The 18,786-nt window shown below is 66.0% G+C and carries 14 protein-coding genes; 9 read left to right on the top strand and 5 right to left on the bottom strand.

Annotation, left to right across the window (positions count from 1 at the left end; genetic code table 11):
- Nucleotides 1–112 precede the first annotated feature (112 nt).
- The gene (gene iaaH / locus KYT87_RS02215; RefSeq protein ID WP_219991624.1) at nt 113–1,591 is read right to left on the bottom strand and encodes an indoleacetamide hydrolase; all 1,479 of its coding nucleotides are present in this window, start codon (nt 1,589–1,591) and stop codon (nt 113–115) included.
- Nucleotides 1,592–1,805: 214 nt separating this feature from the next.
- Here iaaH and KYT87_RS02220 point away from each other — a divergent pair, with 214 nt between their 5' ends.
- The 4 genes from KYT87_RS02220 to KYT87_RS02235 are packed head-to-tail and all read left to right on the top strand — an operon-like array spanning nt 1,806 to nt 6,467.
- The gene (locus tag KYT87_RS02220) at nt 1,806–2,534 is read left to right on the top strand and encodes a FadR/GntR family transcriptional regulator (protein WP_219991625.1); all 729 of its coding nucleotides are present in this window, start codon (nt 1,806–1,808) and stop codon (nt 2,532–2,534) included.
- Nucleotides 2,535–2,563: 29 nt separating this feature from the next.
- Nucleotides 2,564–3,601, top strand: a complete 1,038-nt coding sequence (locus tag KYT87_RS02225) for an L-idonate 5-dehydrogenase (RefSeq protein ID WP_219991626.1) — start codon at nt 2,564–2,566, stop codon at nt 3,599–3,601.
- A gap of 59 nt (nt 3,602–3,660) precedes the next feature.
- Nucleotides 3,661–4,872 (top strand): D-mannonate dehydratase ManD, encoded by a 1,212-nt coding sequence (gene manD, locus KYT87_RS02230; protein WP_046807817.1) that lies wholly within the window; start codon nt 3,661–3,663, stop codon nt 4,870–4,872.
- Nucleotides 4,860–6,467: a mannitol dehydrogenase family protein gene (locus tag KYT87_RS02235; protein ID WP_219991627.1), complete on the top strand. Its 1,608-nt coding sequence runs from the start codon at nt 4,860–4,862 to the stop codon at nt 6,465–6,467. Before manD ends, KYT87_RS02235 begins: the two co-directional genes overlap by 13 nt.
- Nucleotides 6,468–6,559: 92 nt before the next feature.
- Here KYT87_RS02235 and KYT87_RS02240 read toward each other — a convergent pair whose 3' ends face one another.
- On the bottom strand, nt 6,560–7,330 hold the full coding sequence (locus KYT87_RS02240; RefSeq protein ID WP_104144779.1) for a class I SAM-dependent methyltransferase: 771 nt from the start codon (nt 7,328–7,330) through the stop codon (nt 6,560–6,562).
- 93 nt (nt 7,331–7,423) lie between these two features.
- On the opposite strand from KYT87_RS02240, the gene KYT87_RS02245 reads away from it, so the two are divergent.
- Nucleotides 7,424–8,254, top strand: coding sequence for a helix-turn-helix transcriptional regulator (locus KYT87_RS02245; protein ID WP_120153664.1), 831 nt, complete (start codon nt 7,424–7,426; stop codon nt 8,252–8,254).
- Nucleotides 8,255–8,284: 30 nt separating this feature from the next.
- On the opposite strand, the gene mutY is transcribed toward KYT87_RS02245, so the two are convergent.
- Nucleotides 8,285–9,364, bottom strand: a complete 1,080-nt coding sequence (gene mutY / locus KYT87_RS02250; RefSeq protein ID WP_219991628.1) for an A/G-specific adenine glycosylase — start codon at nt 9,362–9,364, stop codon at nt 8,285–8,287.
- Between the two features lie 173 nt (nt 9,365–9,537).
- Here mutY and KYT87_RS02255 point away from each other — a divergent pair, with 173 nt between their 5' ends.
- On the top strand, nt 9,538–13,149 hold the full coding sequence (locus KYT87_RS02255; RefSeq protein ID WP_120153668.1) for an indolepyruvate ferredoxin oxidoreductase family protein: 3,612 nt from the start codon (nt 9,538–9,540) through the stop codon (nt 13,147–13,149).
- Between the two features lie 514 nt (nt 13,150–13,663).
- Here the strand turns inward: KYT87_RS02255 and glpK are convergent.
- Nucleotides 13,664–15,184 carry a glycerol kinase GlpK gene (gene glpK / locus KYT87_RS02260; RefSeq protein ID WP_046807373.1) on the bottom strand — a complete coding sequence of 507 codons (1,521 nt, stop codon included), beginning with the start codon at nt 15,182–15,184 and terminating at the stop codon, nt 13,664–13,666.
- Nucleotides 15,171–16,553 (bottom strand): DHA2 family efflux MFS transporter permease subunit, encoded by a 1,383-nt coding sequence (locus KYT87_RS02265; protein WP_370512782.1) that lies wholly within the window; start codon nt 16,551–16,553, stop codon nt 15,171–15,173. The genes glpK and KYT87_RS02265 overlap by 14 nt, the downstream gene beginning before the upstream one ends.
- A gap of 171 nt (nt 16,554–16,724) precedes the next feature.
- Here KYT87_RS02265 and KYT87_RS02270 point away from each other — a divergent pair, with 171 nt between their 5' ends.
- From KYT87_RS02270 to panC, 3 genes are read left to right on the top strand one after another with little or no spacing between them, the layout of a single operon-like run.
- Nucleotides 16,725–16,913, top strand: coding sequence for a DUF3460 family protein (locus tag KYT87_RS02270; RefSeq protein ID WP_046807375.1), 189 nt, complete (start codon nt 16,725–16,727; stop codon nt 16,911–16,913).
- 17 nt (nt 16,914–16,930) lie between these two features.
- Complete coding sequence (locus KYT87_RS02275) at nt 16,931–17,821, top strand: ScpA family protein (protein WP_046807376.1); 891 nt, start codon at nt 16,931–16,933, stop codon at nt 17,819–17,821.
- Between the two features lie 36 nt (nt 17,822–17,857).
- Complete coding sequence (gene panC / locus KYT87_RS02280; protein WP_219991629.1) at nt 17,858–18,712, top strand: pantoate--beta-alanine ligase; 855 nt, start codon at nt 17,858–17,860, stop codon at nt 18,710–18,712.
- Nucleotides 18,713–18,786 lie beyond the last annotated feature (74 nt).

Genomic DNA, 18,786 nt, shown 5'->3' on the forward strand with positions numbered 1-18,786 from the left:
GGCGCAATCATGCGCGCCGTGGTGGGCGCCGCAGCAGGTAAGACCAGGTCGAGGCGCACCGGCGCAAGCACGATGCCTCGACCCGTTTGTTTGTCACGCGTGTCGTCTATCGTCAGGCCGACGGCGGGGCGATGCGGCCCAGGATGCGTTCAAGGGTCAGCCCAATCGCCAGCACCGCGCGGTCTGCGTTCGGCAGCGCGTCTATCTCCAAGCCCACGGGCAAGCCTTCTTTCGACAACCCGGCCGGGATGCTCAAGCCCGGCAGCCCGGCGTTGCTGCCCGGGTCCACGTTGCGGGCCAGTCGGCTGAACGCTTCGAAGCTGCTGGCCTGCGGCGTAGCGGGCAGCGGCAGGATCGGCAGCGTGGGAAACAGCAGGCCGTCCAGCCGGTGTTCCTTGAACGCGCGGCGATAGACGTCGATGAGTTCATCGCGCTGGTGCGAGATCACGCGCTCGTACAAGGGTTGCAGCGCCAGTACCTGACCATCCGGGGTGGGCAATACGCCGGGCACGATCAAGCCTTCAAAAATGCCTTTGACGTCGGGGCTGGATATCCGCGCCACCACCTCGTCAAAGCTCACGCCCGTGTCGTAGCGTTGCAGGTAGTCGGTCAGGTCCGGCTTTTGTTCATACAGGCATAGCGGCATGCCGACCGCGGCGTTGGCGGCAGGCAGCTCGGGCATGTCGATCTCCACCAACTGCACGCCCGCGTCGCGCAGCTTTTGCAGCGCGGCGTGGGTGACCTCGCGCACCTGGGGTTCCAGGTCGTTCCAGAAATAGCTGGCCAGGCCCAGGCGCACGTTTTCAGCGGCAAGGGGCGCAAGCGGTGCGTTGTCGTCGGCCAGCACGGCATCCAGCAGCACGATGTCGTCCATGCTGTTGGCAATGGGGCCCGGGGTATCGCGGGTATGCGAAATGGGCGTGATGCCCGCGCCGTCATAGCGCCCGACGGACGGCCGGAACCCCACGGCGCCGTTCACCGACGCCGGCAGCCGCACCGATGCGCCGGTGTCGGTGCCCATGGCGGCCGGCGTCAGGCGCGCGCCCACGGCGGCGCCGCTGCCCGACGACGAGCCGCCTGCGATGCGGCTGGTGTCATAGGCGTTGCGCGTGCCGTCTCCCAACGGGCCGGGAAACGCGGTGTTGTAGCCCGACACGCCAAACGCCAGTTCATGCATGTTGGTCTTGCCAACGATGACCGCGCCCGCCGCGCGCAGCCGCTGCACCACCGGCGCGTCCTCGGCCGGGCGGAACGATTTCAGCGCGGGCGTGCCGGCCGTGTTGGGCAGGCCGGCAACGTGGATGTTGTCTTTGATGGCGATGGGTACGCCGCCCAACGGGCCGCCGTGCGGTTGCGCATCGTAGGCGCGGGCCTGGGCCAGTGCGCCATGGTGGTCCACGGTAATGAAGGCGTTCAGCGCGGCGTGGGCGTCGATACGGGTCAGGCTGGCCTGGGTCAGCGCTTCGCTGGACAAGCGGCCCTCACGGATCAGGGCCGCGGCCTGGCCGACGGTCAGGGCGGCCAGCACGTCGTCGCCGTGAGCATGGGGCAAGGGCGGCGCGGACGTGATCTGCTTGGATGAATCGGACATGGCGCGGTTCCCTTATGCACGGTTGATGGAACCGCCATCTATACCGTTAGCGGGCGGGCGTGTCGAGCGCCGCCGCTACGCCTGGCCGCCCAGGATCTGGTTCACCGGGGGTGTGCCGACGGTTTACCGACGGTTTGCCGACGGGCTACTGGTAAACCAGGATGCCTAGGATTGGTGAACCAAATATTATTTGGTCAGACCACTTCAATATGCCATGACGCTGCAACTCATCCCCAAACCCGAAGAGCCGGCCAGCAAGCCCGCGCCGGACCGCGCCTACGTGCGGCTGGCCGCGCAGATCCACGCCCTGGTCGCCCAAGGCGAATTCGCCGCCGGCAAGCGATTGCCGGCCGAACGCGCGCTGGCTGAACGCTTTGATGTCAGCCGCACCGCGCTGCGCGAAGCCATCATCGCGCTGGAATTGCAAGGGGTGGTGGAAGTGCGGGGCGGGTCGGGTATTTATGTCTGCGAACCCAAGCCCGGCGTGGCCCGCCTGCCGCCCGCGCAGGAAGCGGGGGCCGGGCCGTTTGAACTGCTGCGGGCGCGCTGCCTGATCGAGTCCGAGGTGGCGGCGCTGGCCGCCACGACGCGCAGCGATGCCGACCTGGACCGCATCTTCGAGGCGCTGACCACCATGCGCGAGCAGATGACGGACAAGGCGGCCAACCAGGAGGCCGACCGGCGCTTTCACCTTCTCATCGCGCAGTCCACCGGCAATAGCGTGTTGCTGGCGACGGTAACGTCAATGTGGGACCAGGCCCAAGGCCCGATCTGGGAAAAGATAGAACAGCATTTCCATTCGCAGGATTTGCGTCAGGCATCGCAGCAAGACCATCAGCGAATTTTCAGCGCGCTGGTTGCGCGCGATGCGCAGGCGGCCAGGCTGGCGATGCGTGCGCACCTGGAACGCGTCATCGGCGAATTCGCCCAGGGGTGGCGATAGCGCATCCCGTCACATAGGGGCACACCAGCATGTTGAATTGCGCAATTCATGGTGCACAGGATCTGCGTCTGGACGTACAGGCGCCTGAAGCGTTGGGCGCGACGCAGGTGCGCGTGGCCATCAAGGCGGTGGGCATCTGCGGGTCGGACCTGCATTACTACCGTCATGGCAGGGTGGGCGACTTTGTCATCCGCGAACCGCTGACGCCCGGCCACGAGGCCTCTGGCCAGGTGCTTGAAGTCGGCGCCGCCGTTACCGCCGTGAAGCCGGGCGACCGCGTGGCGCTGGACCCGGCCCGCACCTGCGGCGTGTGCCGCTATTGCCGTCAAGGCGACTCCAACCACTGCGAAGCGGTGCATTTTTTTGGTAGCGCCAGCCGCTATCCGCACATGCAGGGCGCCATGCGCGAACAGGTTGTGGTGCAGGACGCGCAATGCCTGCCCGTGCCGGATAGCTTGTCGTTCGAACTGGCGGCCTTTGGCGAACCCCTGGCCGTGGCGCTGCACGCGGTGCGCAGCGCTGGCAGTCTGCTGGGCAAGTCGGTGATGGTGGTGGGGGCCGGCCCCATCGGCGCCTTGATCCTGATGGCGGCGCGGCTGGCCGGCGCCAGCCGCGTGACGGTGGTGGACATCGTGGATGAAACACTGGCCGCCTGCGCCCGCGTGGGCGCCACGCGCACCATCAATGCCGCTACCGACCCCGGCGCCATCGACGCGCTTGCCGCGGGCAAGGGTACGGTCGACGTGTGCTTTGAAGCGTCCGGTAATTACGCGGGGCTGGCCAACTGCATCCGCGTCACGCGCCCGCGCGGCGTCATCGTCACGGTAGGCACGTTGAACGGCAGCAGCGAGCAATGCCCATTCAATCAGATCATGGTGAAAAGCCTGTCGGTGATCGGCAGCTTTCGCTTCGTCGACGAGTACGCCTGGGCGGTGGATTACCTGAGCCGTGGCGTACTGGATGTGTCGCCGCTGCTGACGGCGGCGGTGCCGGTGCGCAACGTGCATGACGCTTTCGCGCTGGCGGCCGATCGGCATTTGGCGATGAAGGTAATGGTGACGTTCTGACGCGGCCTGCTCCGGCCAACCCCTATCCCTGCCCCCCGCTGTCTACTCGGAAAACCACAATGAAAATTACGAATGCACGCGTGATCGTTTGTTCGCCGGGCCGCAACTTCGTGACCCTGAAGATAGAGACCGACCAGGGGCTGACGGGCATCGGCGACGCCACCTTGAACGGGCGCGAACTGGCGGTGTCGGCGTACCTGACCGAACACGTGATCCCCTGCCTGATCGGGCGCGACGCGCATCAGATCGAGGACATCTGGCAGTACTTGTACAAAGGTGCGTACTGGCGGCGCGGCCCGGTCACCATGACCGCGATCGCCGCCGTGGACACCGCGCTATGGGACTTGAAGGCCAAGGCGGCCGGCATGCCGCTGTACCAGCTGCTGGGCGGCAAGAGCCGCAGCGGCGTGATGGTCTACGGGCACGCCAACGGCTCGGACATCGAGCACACGCTGGACGAAGTGCTGCGCTATGCCGACATGGGCTATCACGCCATCCGCGCGCAAAGCGGGGTGCCGGGGCTGGACAAGGTCTATGGCGTGGGGCGCGGCAACCTGTTCTACGAGCCCGCCGACGCCGACCTGCCCAGCGAACATGACTGGTCCACCGAAAAATACCTGCGTCACACGCCGCAACTGTTCGAACGCATCCGCGACAAGCTGGGCTTTGATCATCACCTGCTGCACGACGTGCATCACCGCCTGACGCCGATCGAAGCCGGCCGGCTGGGCAAGTCGCTGGAACCCTACAACCTGTTCTGGATGGAAGACGCGACCCCGGCTGAAAACCAGGACGCCTTTCGCCTGATCCGGCAGCACACGACCACGCCGCTGGCCGTGGGCGAGATCTTCAATTCCATCTGGGATTGCAAGGACCTGGTGCAGAACCAGCTGATCGACTACATCCGGACCACCGTGGTGCACGCGGGCGGCATCACGCATCTGCGCCGTATCGCTGACCTGGCCTCGCTGTACCAGGTGCGCACCGGCTGCCACGGCGCTACCGACCTGTCGCCGGTGTGCATGGGCGCGGCGTTGCACTTTGACCTGTGGGTGCCAAACTTCGGCATCCAGGAATACATGCGCCACACCGAGGAAACCGACGCCGTCTTTCCGCACGCCTATACGTTCAACCAGGGCATGCTGTACCCCGGCGACGTGCCGGGCCATGGCGTGGACATCGATGAAGCGCTGGCGGCCAAGTACCCCTATAAACGTGCTTACCTGCCGGTCAACCGCTTGCAGCAGGACGGCACGCTGTGGAATTGGTAGCGGCCGACGCCGCGCGGCTTGCGCCTGAGCGATTGGCCTCATTGCCCGATGCGGTGACGCGGCCCACGTATGACCGGGCCGCCTTGCGCGTGGGCATCGTGCATCTGGGCTTGGGGGCATTCGCGCGCGCACATCTGGCGGCGGTCAACGAGGCCGCGCTGAATGCGGGCGCGGGCGTGGACGTGGACGTGGACCGGGGCTTGGGCTGGGGCCTCTGCGGCGTGTCGTTGCGGCAGACGGACACGCGCGATGCGCTGGCGCCGCAAGCCGGGTTGTACGCGTTGGCGCTACGCAGCGCGAGCCAGGGCACAGGTTTGGGCGCAGGCGCGCGCGGCGGCCTGCAACAGCAGATTGCGGTGATCGGCTGCGTGATCGAAACCCTGGTCGCGCCCGAAGATCCTGAAGCCGTCCTGACGCGCATCGCCCATGCGGACACGCGCATCGTCAGCGTGACCGTGACCGAAAAGGGCTATTGCCACGATCCGGCCACTGGCCGGTTGAACCTGCAACACCCCGACATCGTGCACGACCTTGCCCATCCGCTGGCGCCGCGCAGCACCATCGGTTATCTGGTGTGGGGCTTGCAGCAGCGGCGCGCGGCGGGGCGGGGCGCAATCACCTTGATGTCGCTGGACAACCTGCCCGGCAACGGGCATCTGCTGCGCGGCATGGTGCTGGCGTTTGCGCGGCAGCTTGACCCGGCCCTCGCGGCATGGATCGATGCCTCGTGCGCGTTCCCGTGTTCCATGGTGGACCGCATCGTGCCTCGTACAACCGACGAGGATCGCCGCGCCGTGGCACGCGCGCTGGGCCTGCACGATGCGTGGCCGGTAGTGGGCGAGCCCTATCTGGAATGGGTGGTCGAAGACCGGTTTGCCGCCGGCCGGCCGGACTGGGCGGCGAGCGGCGCGCGTTTCGTGTCGGATGCCGCGCCGTTTGAAACCTTGAAGCTGCGCACCGTCAACGGCCTGCATTCGGCGCTGGCCTATCTGTCGGTGATGGCGGGCTGGGCGACGGTGGACGAAGCGATGGCCCAGCCGGCGCTGAAGGCTTATCTGGCCGCGTTGATGCAGGACGAAATCATGCCGACGCTGCCCGCCTTGCCGGGCCTGGACCTCGCGCATTATCAGCAGCGGCTGTTGCAGCGCTTCGAGAACACGGCGTTAAAACACCAGACCCGGCAGATTGCGATGGACGGTTCGCAGAAGCTGCCGCAACGCTTGCTGGACACCGTGGGTGCCCGCTTGGCGGCGGATTTGCCGATCGACAAGCTGGCGCTGGCGGTGGCCGCGTGGCTGCATTTTTTGCGCGGCGTTGATGAGGCGGGGCGGCGTTACGACATCCAGGACCCGATGGCGGCCGAGTTGGCGCAACGGCTTGCCGAGGCGGAGCGTGCCGTTGATGCCCGCAGCGCCGGGCCGGCCGCCATGCAAGTCTGGACCGAAACGCTGACCGGCGTGACGGCGGTGTTTGGCGACTTGGGCGGCGACCCGCGCTTTGTGCTGGCCGTATCGCAAGCCGCGCATGCGCTGCGCACGCGGGGCGTGGCGGGGGCGCTGAGCGCGCAGGGCCTGCTTACGCAGGCCTGCACCTAGGCCTGCACCTAGGCCTGCACCTAGGCCCGTTTACGTATGGCCTGTTTCGGTATGGCTATTTCCGTATGGCCTTTTTCCGTAGGCCGTGTTCATCACCCCGGCTTTTTCACCACGATCGTCGCCGTGTCGCTGGTGAACGAGCCGTCGTCCTGCACATCGAAATGCGCGCGCACCACATCGGGCGCAATGCTGAACATATGGCGCAACGCCGCAACCAACGTGTCCGGCGTGCGCATGCGCGTCACCCAGGTCTGGAATTCCAGCGGCAGGCGGCGCGGCGACAGGCCCTGCAAGGTGAAGCCTGCCTCGGTCAGCATCCGCGTCCATTCGGCCACGGAATAGTCGCGCACGTGGGACGTGTCGCGCAACACTTCAATCGTTTGCAGCCAGGTGTCCAGCAGCGGCTCGCCGGGCGAGACCACGTCGGCAAACACGGCGATGCCGCCGGGCTTGAGCACGCGGAACGCTTCGCGCAGACCACGGCCGGCGTCCTGCCAGTGGTGGGTGGAATAGCGCGACATCACCACGTCGAATTCGCCATCGGCAAAGGGCAGGTATTCGGCCTTGCCCTGGCGCGTGGCCACGTTGGCCAGCCCGCGCTTGGCGGCTTCACCGGCCACCACGTCCAGCATCTGCTGGGACAGGTCGTAGGCGGTGACGGCCTGGACTTCGGGCGCCACGTGAAACGTCACGTGGCCGCCGCCACAGCCCAGGTCCAGCACGCGTGCCTGCGGGTGTTCGCGCGCGATGCCGGCCATTTGCAGCAGGTCTTCGCCCTGGGCGTGGACGGCGCTGGTCAGGTACGCCGTGGCGCGGGGGCTGAACTGGCGGTCGACGGCGGCGTCGTGGGTGCTGGCGGTCATGAAATTCCTTGGTTGGCGTTGTGCGGGGTGTAAGGTGCAGGCGCTAAGATAGGCCGGCCTTTATACACGTACAAGTCCATTGCTTATCCTGGTATGACTACTTCCCCCCAAAGCGCGGCCAACCAAGATGGATCGCCCCTGCGCCGCCAGGCGCTAGGCGAATTCGTGCGCAGCGCGCGGTCGCGCATTACGCCCCAGATGGCGGGTCTACCCGAAGGCATGCGGCGCCGCACGCCGGGCCTGCGACGCGAAGAAGTGGCGCAACTGTGCGGGATCAGCGTCACCTGGTACACGTGGATCGAGCAAGGCCGGGAAGTCTCGGTGTCGCCGTCCGTGTGGTCGCGCATCGCGGGTGTGCTGCAACTGGCGCGCGCCGAACGCGCCTACCTGTTCGACCTTGCCGACTGCGCCGACCCCCAACACGCGCGCGATGACGCAGGCGCCGCGCCCGGCCCTTTGCAGGAATGCGTGGACGCCATCAACGCGCCGGCCTATGTGCTGGACCGCGCGTGGAATGTGCTGGCGTGGAACGAGCCGCTGCGCGACCTGTTCGACAACTGGCCCAAGCGCGATGCCGAACCGAATCTATTGCGCTACATCTTCCTGGACCCGGCCGCCCGTGAGCTGGTGGTGGATTGGGATCAGCGCGCGCGCCGCGTGGTGGCGGAATTTCGCGCCGACGCGGGCGCGCATCTGGATGAGCCAGCCGTGCTTGGCCTGCTGGACACGCTGAATCGCCAAAGCCCGGTGTTCGCCCATTGGTGGACGCGCCATGCGGTGGTGGAACGCGAAGGCGGCCTGCGTGAATTCCAGCATCCCCGCGACGGCAAGCTGGCGTTTCAGCAGATCACGTTCCGACTGGCCACGCACCCCGACCTGAAACTGGTGATGCTGTTGAGCGGCTCGGCGCCTGAAGACAGATAGGTCGCGGGGCGGCGGCGAGCTGCCTTTTTTTCAGCGCTTGGCCGTGGAGAACAGGCTGTCCTGCATGCCCGCGTCGACCAGCCCCTGCAATAGTTTCTTGACCGGCGCGGGCAGCGCCATGGATGCCAGCTTGTCGGCGGGCACCCAGCGTTCCGGCACGGGCGATTCGCGCAAGCGGGCGGCGCGCACGGGCACCAGCCACGGACGGATGTGCAGGCGATAGTGCGTGAACGTGTGGGCGAAAGCGGCCAGTTCGAAGCGCTGTTCCGGTTCCAGTCCCAGCGCCCGCGAGGCGGCGTCGGGGTCGCCGGCCACGTCGAATTCAGGCAGGCTCCACAGGCCGCCCCAGATGCCCGGTTCAGGCCGCTGCTGCAACAGGAAAGCGCCCTGGTGCTGCAACACCAACATGCCGGTCTCGCGTTCAGGAATCGCCTTGCGTACCTTGGGTGTGGGCAGTTCGGCCTGGCGGCCTTCGCGGCGGGCGACGCAGGTGTCCGCCATGGGGCAGCGTTCACAGGCGGGCTTGCCGCGCGTGCACAGCGTGGCGCCCAGGTCCATCAAGCCTTGCGTGTAGGCGGCCATGTCCAGCCCGGGGGCCGCTTCGACCTGCGCGTCGGCCAATGCCCACAAGCGGGTTTCGACCTCGCGCTTGGCGGGGTCGCCGGCAATGCCGAAGTGGCGCGTGAAGACGCGCTTGACGTTGCCGTCCAGGATGGGCGAGCGCTCGCCGTAGGCGAACGCGGCGATGGCGGCGGCGGTGGACCGGCCGATACCGGGCAGCGTGGCGATGGCTTCGGCCGAAGGCGGAAAGCGTCCGTTCCACAGTTCAGCGATCTGCACCGCGCAGCGATGCAGGTTGCGCGCGCGGGCGTAGTAGCCCAGCCCGGCCCAATACGGCATCACGTCTTCCTGGCTGGCGGCGGCCAGCGCGGCCACGTCCGGAAAACGCTGAAGGAAACGTTCGTAGTACGGGATGACGGTGGCCACTTGCGTCTGCTGCAACATGATCTCGGATAGCCAGATCCGATAGGGGTCACGCGTGTTTTGCCAGGGCAGATCGTGGCGGCCGTGCTGGCGTTGCCAGGCGACGATTCTAGGGGCGAAGTCCATGGCGGCAATTATCGCATCGCCCTATTGCCGGGGTGGGGGCGACCGGTTACAACTATCGGCACTACAGCGCTAACGCGCCACGACTTCACTTTCACGGCCCTTGTTGGCCCGCGTGACCGTCAAGCGAGGCGGCTCGCGAAGCTGGAGGGGGCCTCCAGGATTTTGGAGTACACATGAATGCCCCCCTGCCAGCCGCCGTACGCACGGCGCTTGAATCCGTCCAACTTGACGACAAGTACACCCTGGAATCCGGCCGCGCCTGGATGAGCGGCATCCACGCCCTGGTGCGCCTGCCCATGATGCAGCGCGTGCGCGATGCGCGGGCGGGGTTGAACACCGCGGGCTTCGTGTCCGGCTACCGGGGTTCTCCGCTGGGTGGGGTGGACCAGAACATGTGGAAGGCGGCCAGGCACTTGAAGGCGCACCACATTGAATTTCAGCCGGGCGTCAATGAAGACCTGGCCGCCACGGCGGTCTGGGGCTCGCAACAGGTGAACCTGTTTCCGGGCGCCAAGTACGACGGCGTCTTCGGCATGTGGTACGGCAAGGGGCCGGGCGTGGACCGCTGCGGCGACGTCTTCAAGCATGCCAACGCCGCGGGCACGTCGCGCCATGGCGGCGTGCTGGTGGTGGCGGGCGACGACCATCCGGCCAAGTCTTCGACCTTGCCGCACCAAAGCGATCACATCCTTAAGGCGTGCATGATTCCGGCGCTGTTTCCGTCCAGCGTTCAAGAGGTGCTGGATTACGGGCTGCACGGGTGGGCGATGAGCCGCTATGCGGGTGTGTGGGTAGGCATGAAGTGCATTACCGACATCGTTGAAGTGTCGGCGTCGGTGGACGTGGACCCGCATCGCGTGCAAATCCAGTTGCCGGAAGATTTCATCTTGCCGCCCGACGGCCTGAACATCCGGGTGCCCGACACGCCGCTGCAACAAGAGGCGCGGCTGTTGGACTACAAGCTGTACGCGGCGCTGGCGTACGCGCGCGCCAACAAGCTGAATCGCGAGCTGTGGCAGGTGCCGCAACGCGATGCGCGCTTTGGCATCATGACGTCGGGCAAGGCGTATCTGGACACGCGCCAGGCGCTGTCGGACTTGGGCTTGACCGAGGCCGTGTGCCAACGCATCGGCCTACGCTTGTACAAGGTGGGTATGGTGTGGCCGCTGGAGTCCGCCGGCATGCAGCAGTTTGCCGACGGGCTGGACGAGATTCTGGTGGTCGAGGAAAAGCGCCAGGTGCTGGAATACCAGCTGAAGGAAGAGTTGTTCAGCTGGATCGGCAGCGGCAAGAAGATTCCCCGGGTAGTGGGTAAATTCGACGACAAGGATGGCGGTGAATGGTCGGTGCCGCAGGGCAACTGGCTGCTGCCGGCGCATTACGAGTTTTCGCCCGCGATGGTGGCGCGCGCGATTGCGGCGCGGCTGCTGCGCTTTGCGTTGCCGGACGATGTGCGCGCGGGTATCGAGGCGCGGCTGCAATTTATCCAGGATCGCGAACAGGCGCTGGCACGGCCGCGCGTGGTGCAGGAGCGCAAGCCATGGTTCTGTTCGGGCTGTCCGCACAATACGTCGACGCGTTTGCCGGAAGGTTCGCGCGGGATGGCGGGCATTGGCTGCCACTACATGGTGCGGTGGATGGACCGCAATACCGAGGTGTACACGCAGATGGGCGGCGAAGGGGTGCCGTGGATAGGGCAGGCGCCGTTCACGGAAGAAAAACACGTGTTCGCGAACCTGGGCGACGGCACGTATTTCCATTCGGGGCTGTTGGCGATCCGCGCGGCGGTGGCGGCAAAGGTGCCCATCACCTACAAGATTCTGTTCAACGACGCGGTGGCGATGACGGGCGGGCAGCCGGTGGACGGACCCATCAGCGTGCCGATGATTTCGCGGCAGATGGCGGCCGAGGGAATCGAGAAAATCGTGGTGGTGACGGACGAGCCGGACAAGTACAAGGACGCGCCGGGTTTGGCGCCGGATGTTCCGGTGCTGCATCGTGATGAGCTGGACGCGGTGATGCGCGACTTGCGCGAGCATCCGGGCGTATCGGTGCTGATCTACGATCAGACCTGTGCAACGGAAAAGCGGCGTCGCCGCAAGCGCGGCGCGTATGCGGACCCGGCGCGGCGCGTGGTCATCAACGAGCGCGTGTGCGAAGGCTGCGGAGACTGTTCAACGGCGTCGCATTGCCTGTCGGTGGAGCCGCTGGAAACGGAGTTTGGGCGCAAGCGCAAGATCAATCAATCCAGCTGCAATAAGGACTTTTCCTGTTTGAAGGGCTTTTGCCCCAGCTTCGTGACGGTGGAAGGCGGCAAGCTGAAGAAGCCGCAGGCGTTGTCGCAGGAAGGCGTCGTCGACGAGGGCGTGCCGGAGCCGCGCGTGCCGGTGCCGGATCACGCTTATGGCGTGTTTATCGCGGGGGTGGGCGGCACGGGCGTGGTGACGATCGGGCAGTTGTTGGGCATGGCGGCGCATCTTGAGGGCAAGGGCTGTTCGGTGCTGGACATGGCGGGCCTGGCGCAGAAGGGCGGCGCGGTGTATTCGCATGTGGTGCTGGGGCAATCGCCGGAACATCTCTTGAATACGCGCGTGGCGATGGGCGAGGCCGATCTGGTGCTGGCGGGCGACTTGGTCGTGGCAACCAGCGCGGACAGCATGGCGCGAGTGTGCCCGGGCCGCACGAAGGTGCTGTTGAACAGCGACACCGCGCCCACGGCGGCGTTTGTGTCGAACCCGGACTGGACGCTGCCGGGCGCGGACCTGACGGCGGATCTGCAAGCCGCGTGCGGCAAGGACAATTTGTACGCGGTGGATGCGGCGGCGATGGCGGTGGTGTTGTTGGGCGACGCGATCTACTCCAACCCCTTGATGATGGGATATGCGTATCAAAAGGGCTGGCTGCCGTTGTCACGCGAGGCGTTGCTGCGGGCAATTGAATTGAACGGTCAGCAGGTGGCGAACAATCAGGCGGCGTTTGCGTGGGGGCGCCGCGCGGCGCACGACCCGGCGGACGTGATGCGGTTGATGGCGAACGGCGGGGTGCCGTTGGCGGGGCCGCAAGACATCATCGAGCTCAAGCGGCCGCGCAGCGCGGCGCCGGTGACGGACTTGAAAAAGCCAACCGGTGAATTGGCGCAGGTGGTGGCGGTGCGCAAGGCGTTTCTGACGCAATACCAGGACGCGGCGTATGCCAAGCAGTACACGGACCTTGTCGACAAGGTGGCGCGCGCGGAACAGGAAGCGACGGGCACGCATCGGTTGGCGGTTGCCGTGGCGCGCAACTATTTCAAGCTGATGGCCTACAAGGACGAATACGAGGTGGCGCGGCTGTATTCGGATGGGGAGTTCGTGAAGAAGATCGGGGAACAGTTCGAAGGGGACTGGAAGCTGCACTTCCATCTGGCGCCGCCGCTGTTCTCGCGGCGCGACAAGGCGGGGCATTTGGTCAAGCGTGCTTATGGGCCGGGGATGCTGAAGGTGTTCGGGGTGCTGGCGAAGATGCGACGGTTGCGGGGGACGCGGTTGGATGTGTTCGGGTATACGGCGGAGAGGCGGGCAGAGCGTGAGCTGATACGGGAGTATCGGGAGACGTTGTCGGCGATTTTGGTGAAGTTGAATCGGGGGAATCTGGAAAGGGCGGTGGCGTTAGCGCGGGTGCCGGAGGAGATTCGGGGGTATGGACATGTGAAGGAGGAGGCGGTGGCGCGGGCGGCTTTGGTGCGGGAGGAGTTGTTGAAGGAATTTAGTGCGAGGGTGGTGGCGATTGGGGTTCGGGCGGCTTGAGGGGGGATGGGGGGCTGGGGTGGGAGTTGAGGTGGGGGGGGATGCTGGGATTTGATGCTGAGATTTGAAGCTGGGATTTGATGCTGGGATTTAGGGTCAGGGGCTTTTGGAGCGGAGCAGGTTCTTTTGACGCCTGGCGCGGCGGCGGCGCGGGGCGGCGGGTCAACGATTGCGGTCCGGAGCCTTCGCTCCGGACTGCCCCGTCGTCATCTTCGTCCGCCTTCGGCTCCCTTCAGATTCCCTCGGGCTTATCGACTCCCCGCCACCCCGCGCCACCACCACGCCAGGCTGCGTCAGTTGGCGCTGAGGGGGGCTGGGGAGGGGGGGCGTTCTTTTGGTTCTTGCCTACTGGAGGGGTGGGGCGGAAGGGCTTGCGGGGCCCGCCCCAGGCCGGCCGCGCGGGCGGCCTTTTGGGGCTTACGCGGTTGTGGTGCGTCGGGGCGGGGGCGCTGCGCGAATGCGGGGATTGTGGTGCGTCGGGGCGCGGGCGCTGGTTTTGCGCCCCGGTCCGCCTTCAGGCGGGCGCGCTCCAACCTTTGGAGAGGTCTACGGCTTGGCGCCAGCGTTTCATTCTGGCGTCGCGTACGGCTTGGGGCCAGGTGGGGGTGAAGGTGCGTTCGGCCTGCCATTTGGAGGCGAACTCTTCCAGGTTGCTCCAGAAGCCTACCGCCAGGCCCGCCAGGCCGGCGGCGCCCAGGGCGGTGGATTCGGGCACGCGGGGGCGGACGACGGGGACGCCTAGCAGGTCGGCTTGCATTTGCATCAGCAGGTCGTTGCGGGCGGCGCCGCCGTCTACGCGCAGTTCGGTCAGCGCGATGCCGCTGTCGCCGTTCATGCAGGTCAGCAACTCAGCGCTTTGCAGGGCGATGGATTCCAGTGTGGCGCGGGCGATGTGGGCGCGGGTGGTGCCGCGGGTCAGGCCGACCAGGGTGCCACGGGCGTAAGGGTCCCAGTGGGGGGCGCCCAAGCCGGCGAAGGCGGGCACCATGAAGACGTCGTCGGTGTCGGAGACGCTGGCGGCCAGGGATTCGATTTCTTCGGAACGCTGGATGATGCCCAGGCCGTCGCGCAGCCATTGGACGGCGGCGCCGGCAACGAACACGCCGCCTTCCAGCATGTAGGTGGGCTTCCACTTGCCGGCGTCGGCTTGGGGCAGGCCCCATCCTACGGTGGACAGCAGGTGGTTCTTGGATTGCACCGGTTGGTCGCCGACGTTCATCAGCATGAAGCAGCCGGTGCCGTAGGTGTTCTTTGCCATGCCGGGCGTGAAGCAGGCCTGGCCGAAGGTGGCGGCCTGCTGGTCGCCGGCCACGCCCGCAATGGGGATCGAACCGCCCAGCCATTCGGGCAGGGCGTCGCCCACGACCGCGCTGCTGGGCGCGATCTTGGGCAGCACGCTGCGCGGGATGTTCAGCAAGGCCAGGATGTCGTCGTTCCAGTCTTGCGTGTGCAGGTCGAACAGCATGGTGCGCGACGCGTTGCTGCAATCGGTGCTGTGGACGGCGCCGCCAGTCAGTTGCCAGATCAGCCAGGTGTCGACGGTGCCGAATGCCAGTTCGCCGCGTTCGGCCATCTTGCGGGCGCCGGGCACGTGGTCCAGCAGCCAGGCAAGCTTGGTGCCGGAGAAGTAGGCGTCCACGACGAGGCCGGTGCGCGATTGCAGGAAGTCGGCGTGGCCGTCGCGGCGCAACTGGTCGCACAGCGGGGCAGTGCGGCGGTCTTGCCAGACGATGGCGCGGGCCAGCGGGCGGCCGGTGGCGCGTTCCCAGATCAGCGTGGTTTCGCGCTGGTTGGTGATGCCGATGGCGGCCACGTCGGCGGCGGTGGCGCCGGCGTTGCGCAGGGCTTCGCGGGCCACGTCCAGTTGGCTGTGCCAGATTTCGTTGGCGTCGTGTTCGACCCAGCCGGGCCGGGGGTAGTGCTGGCGGAATTCACGCTGGCCGACACCGCGGACCACGCATTCGCGGTCGAACACGATGGCTCGGGAGCTGGTCGTGCCCTGGTCCAGGGCTAGGACAAATTCATTCGTCGTCACTTTTTTTGGCGCCGTTCAGGTGTGCCCCGGCTTGCGGATCGAGGCGTCTAAAGGAAAGGGTCGAGACCATGCACATCAGCCCGATGACGATAAAGCCGGCGACGACGTCGCTGATCGCCAGCGTTTCGGCGCCGCGCAACGTCATGCTGACGTTCAGCGTCACCGCGGCCACGCCCACGCCCAGGCTGATGCCCAGTTGCTGCGCCATGGCGGCAAAGCTGCTGGCGCGGCTCATCTGGGACGGCGGGATGTCGGCATAGGTTAGCGTATTTACCCCGGTAAATTGCAGCGACCGGAAGAAGCCGCCGACAAGCAAAATGGCGATCATCAGCCACACCGGCGTGGTGGGCGTGAAGGTGGCGCAGACCATGATGAACACGCCGGTCAACAGCGCGTTCACGGTCAGCACGCGCCGGAAACCGAAGTGGCGGACGATGGGCGTGGCCACGAATTTCATCAGCAGGGCGCCGGCGGCGCTGGCAAAGGTGATGAGGCCGGCAGAAAACGGGGTCAGGCCAAAGCCCACTTGCAGCAGCATGGCCAGCAGGAAGGGGGTAGCGCCCACCGCAAAGCGGCACAGGTTGCCGCCCAGCGTCGAGATGGCAAAGGTGGGAATCCGCATCAAGGACAGGTCGATGATGGGGTGGTCGATGCGCCGGGCGTGCCAGGCGTAGAGGAAACCGCAAGCGGCGCCCACGGCGATCAGGCCCAGCAGCATGGGCAGCGGCATGATGTCGCGGCCGATGGCTTCAAAGCCGCTGACCAGCGCGGCCAGGCACACCGCGCTGAGCAGAAAGCCCAGCCAGTCCAGGCGCGGGGCGGATGCTTCCTTGATTTCAGATACATAGCGCAGCACCAGCGCAATACCCAGCACGCCGATGGGGATGTTGATCAGGAAAATCCAGTGCCACGACATATAGGTGACCATGAAGCCGCCCAGCGGCGGGCCGATCACCGGACCCAGCAGGGCCGGGATGGACAGGAACGACATGGCCTTGAGCAGGTCTTGCTTGGGCACGGTACGCAGCAGGATGATGCGACCCACGGGCACCATCATGGCGCCGGCCATCCCCTGGACGATGCGGGCCACGACCAGCTGGGGCAGGTCCTGCGACAGGGCGCAGGCAACGGAACTGAGCGTGAACAGCCCGATGGCGGCCACAAATACGCGGCGCGCGCCGTAGCGGTCGGCCGCCCAGCCGCTGACGGGCACGAACACGGCCACCGAGAGCAGGTAGGACGTAATGGCCACGTTCAGCCGCACGGGGGTGGAGCCCAAGGCGCGGGCCATGGCGGGCAGGGCGGTAGCCACCACGGTGGCGTCCAGCATCTGCATGAACAGCGCGCAGCCGACAATGAAGGGAATCATGCGCGCTGCGCGCACCGCATCCGGGGTTGAAGGGGGGGCGGGATTGGCTGCGGCGACGGATTCGGCTGACATGGCGGAGGGGGGCGTTGGGTGCCTGACGATTGTAACGCCGGGGAATTGGCCCCGCGTGAAGTAAACTCGTCGGATCTGCAACCTACTGAAATTGGCGTCATGGCGACCAACTACGAATCCGAGATCACCCTTTTCCTGAAAGACTTCAAGCAGTCACACCCTGGCACGGAAGAACGCCAGCGAGAAGGCCGCGCGCGTCTGTGGGACAAACCGCAAGATCCGGAACTGCTCGAAGGCTTCCGCGCGGCCCGCGTGCCGCAAAAACCGTACGTGTATTCGGCAGACTGATTCCCGTTGCGGCAGACATGTCCCGTAACCCTTCAGTCCCTGGCGAGGCACTGGCCAAGCTAGTGGAGCCGCCTGTGGACAGCACGCCAGACACCGTCGACAGCGTGGCGTTCGCGCGCCTGTACGGCGAGCCGCTGTTCCAGATGCCGACGGATCTGTACATTCCGCCGGACGCGCTGGAGGTGTTTCTTGAGGCGTTCGAAGGGCCGCTGGACCTGTTGCTGTACCTGATCCGCAAGCAGAACTTCAACGTTCTGGACATCCCGATGGCGGATGTCACGCGGCAGTACCTGTCTTATGTGGACCAGATCCGCATCACCAATCTAGAGCTGGCCGCCGAATATCTGCTGATGGCGGCCATGCTGATCGAGATCAAGTCGCGCATGCTGCTGCCGGTCAAGAAGACCGACACCGGCGAAGAGCCCGAAGACCCGCGCGCCGAACTCGTGCGTCGCCTGCTTGAATACGAGCAGATGAAGCTGGCGGCGCAAAAGCTGGACAAGCTGCCGCAACTGGGCCGCGATTTTGTCAGCAGCCAGGCCGTGGCGGACCTCAGCGTTGAACGCATGATGCCCGAGGTCAGCGTGGACGATCTGCGCCTGGCCTGGGCCGACATCATGAAGCGGGCCAAGCTGAACCAGCACCACCACATCACGCGTGAACAGCTGTCGGTGCGCGACCACATGACGCATATCCTGCGGCGCCTGAACGATGTGCGCTTCATGGAATTTGGCGACCTGTTCATGGAGCGCGTCCGCGAAGGCGCGCCGGCGGCTGTCGTCGTCGTGCATTTCATCGCCATGCTGGAACTGGCTCGCGAATCCCTGCTGGAAATTACGCAGGCCGAGCCTTATGCGCCCATCTATGTCCGCCTGGCTTATACCAGCGTGGCGGCGGTCGCGGCCTGATCCTGACCGGGCTGCCCCCAACCCCGGAGAGTTCCCTTGAAAGTCGTACACACCATCCAGGAATTGCGCGATCACCTGCGCGGCCAGAACCGCGTGTCGTTCGTGCCCACGATGGGCAATCTGCACGAAGGCCACCTGTCGCTGATGAAGCTGGCCCGCCAGCATGGCGACCCTGTCGTCGCCAGCATCTTCGTGAACCGGCTGCAATTCGGTCCGAACGAGGACTTCGACCAATACCCGCGCACGCTGGCGGCTGATATTGAAAAGCTGGAGCAGGCGCGCGACGTCTACGTGCTGTTCGCGCCGAATGAGCGCGAGATGTATCCCGAGCCGCAGAACTACAGTGTGCAGCCGCCGGACGATCTGGGCGACATCCTGGAAGGCGAGTTCCGTCCGGGCTTCTTCGAGGGCGTCAGCACGGTGGTGCTCAAGCTGTTCTCGTGCGTGCAGCCGCGCGTGGCCGTCTTCGGCAAGAAGGACTACCAACAGCTGATGGTCGTGCGCAATATGTGCCGCCAGTTTCAGCTGCCGGTCGAGGTGCTTGCCCATGAAACGGTGCGCGCGGATGACGGCCTGGCGCTGTCCTCGCGCAACCGCTACCTGACTCCGGAAGAACGCGCCGAAGCGCCCGCGCTGTATGCGGGCTTGCAGAAGATCGGCCAGCGTCTGACGCAGGGCGAGCGCAATGCCGAAGCCCTGGAGCGCGACGCCATTGACGAGCTGACCCGGCGCGGCTGGACGGTCGATTACGTGGCTCTGCGCCGCCAGCGCGATCTGAAGCGCCCCGAAGCTGCCGACTTGCAGGCCGGCGAGCCGGTCGTGGTGCTGGCCGCCGCGAAGCTGGGCGCGACGCGTCTGATCGACAACCTGGAATTGGCCTACACGGCCTGATCCCGCATGAACAGGGTAGGGGCCGCAGATTGCGGCATCCCGACCCCTGACAGAATTGCTAGCTTTCGCCGTTA

The organism is Achromobacter sp. ES-001, assembly GCF_019448355.1.
Classification (GTDB): domain Bacteria; phylum Pseudomonadota; class Gammaproteobacteria; order Burkholderiales; family Burkholderiaceae_B; genus Achromobacter; species Achromobacter spanius_B.

What these genes read in the sequence shown, in the direction of transcription:
- mutY (WP_219991628.1), bottom strand. Translation starts at nt 9,364, where the DNA reads ATGGACTTCGCCCCTAGAATCGTCGCCTGGCAACGCCAGCACGGCCGC.
- KYT87_RS02220 (WP_219991625.1), top strand. Translation starts at nt 1,806, where the DNA reads ATGACGCTGCAACTCATCCCCAAACCCGAAGAGCCGGCCAGCAAGCCC.
- KYT87_RS02240 (WP_104144779.1), bottom strand. Translation starts at nt 7,330, where the DNA reads ATGACCGCCAGCACCCACGACGCCGCCGTCGACCGCCAGTTCAGCCCC.
- KYT87_RS02255 (WP_120153668.1), top strand. Translation starts at nt 9,538, where the DNA reads ATGAATGCCCCCCTGCCAGCCGCCGTACGCACGGCGCTTGAATCCGTC.
- KYT87_RS02270 (WP_046807375.1), top strand. Translation starts at nt 16,725, where the DNA reads ATGGCGACCAACTACGAATCCGAGATCACCCTTTTCCTGAAAGACTTC.
- KYT87_RS02225 (WP_219991626.1), top strand. Translation starts at nt 2,564, where the DNA reads ATGTTGAATTGCGCAATTCATGGTGCACAGGATCTGCGTCTGGACGTA.
- manD (WP_046807817.1), top strand. Translation starts at nt 3,661, where the DNA reads ATGAAAATTACGAATGCACGCGTGATCGTTTGTTCGCCGGGCCGCAAC.
- KYT87_RS02245 (WP_120153664.1), top strand. Translation starts at nt 7,424, where the DNA reads ATGACTACTTCCCCCCAAAGCGCGGCCAACCAAGATGGATCGCCCCTG.
- KYT87_RS02265 (WP_370512782.1), bottom strand. Translation starts at nt 16,553, where the DNA reads ATGATTCCCTTCATTGTCGGCTGCGCGCTGTTCATGCAGATGCTGGAC.
- KYT87_RS02275 (WP_046807376.1), top strand. Translation starts at nt 16,931, where the DNA reads ATGTCCCGTAACCCTTCAGTCCCTGGCGAGGCACTGGCCAAGCTAGTG.
- iaaH (WP_219991624.1), bottom strand. Translation starts at nt 1,591, where the DNA reads ATGTCCGATTCATCCAAGCAGATCACGTCCGCGCCGCCCTTGCCCCAT.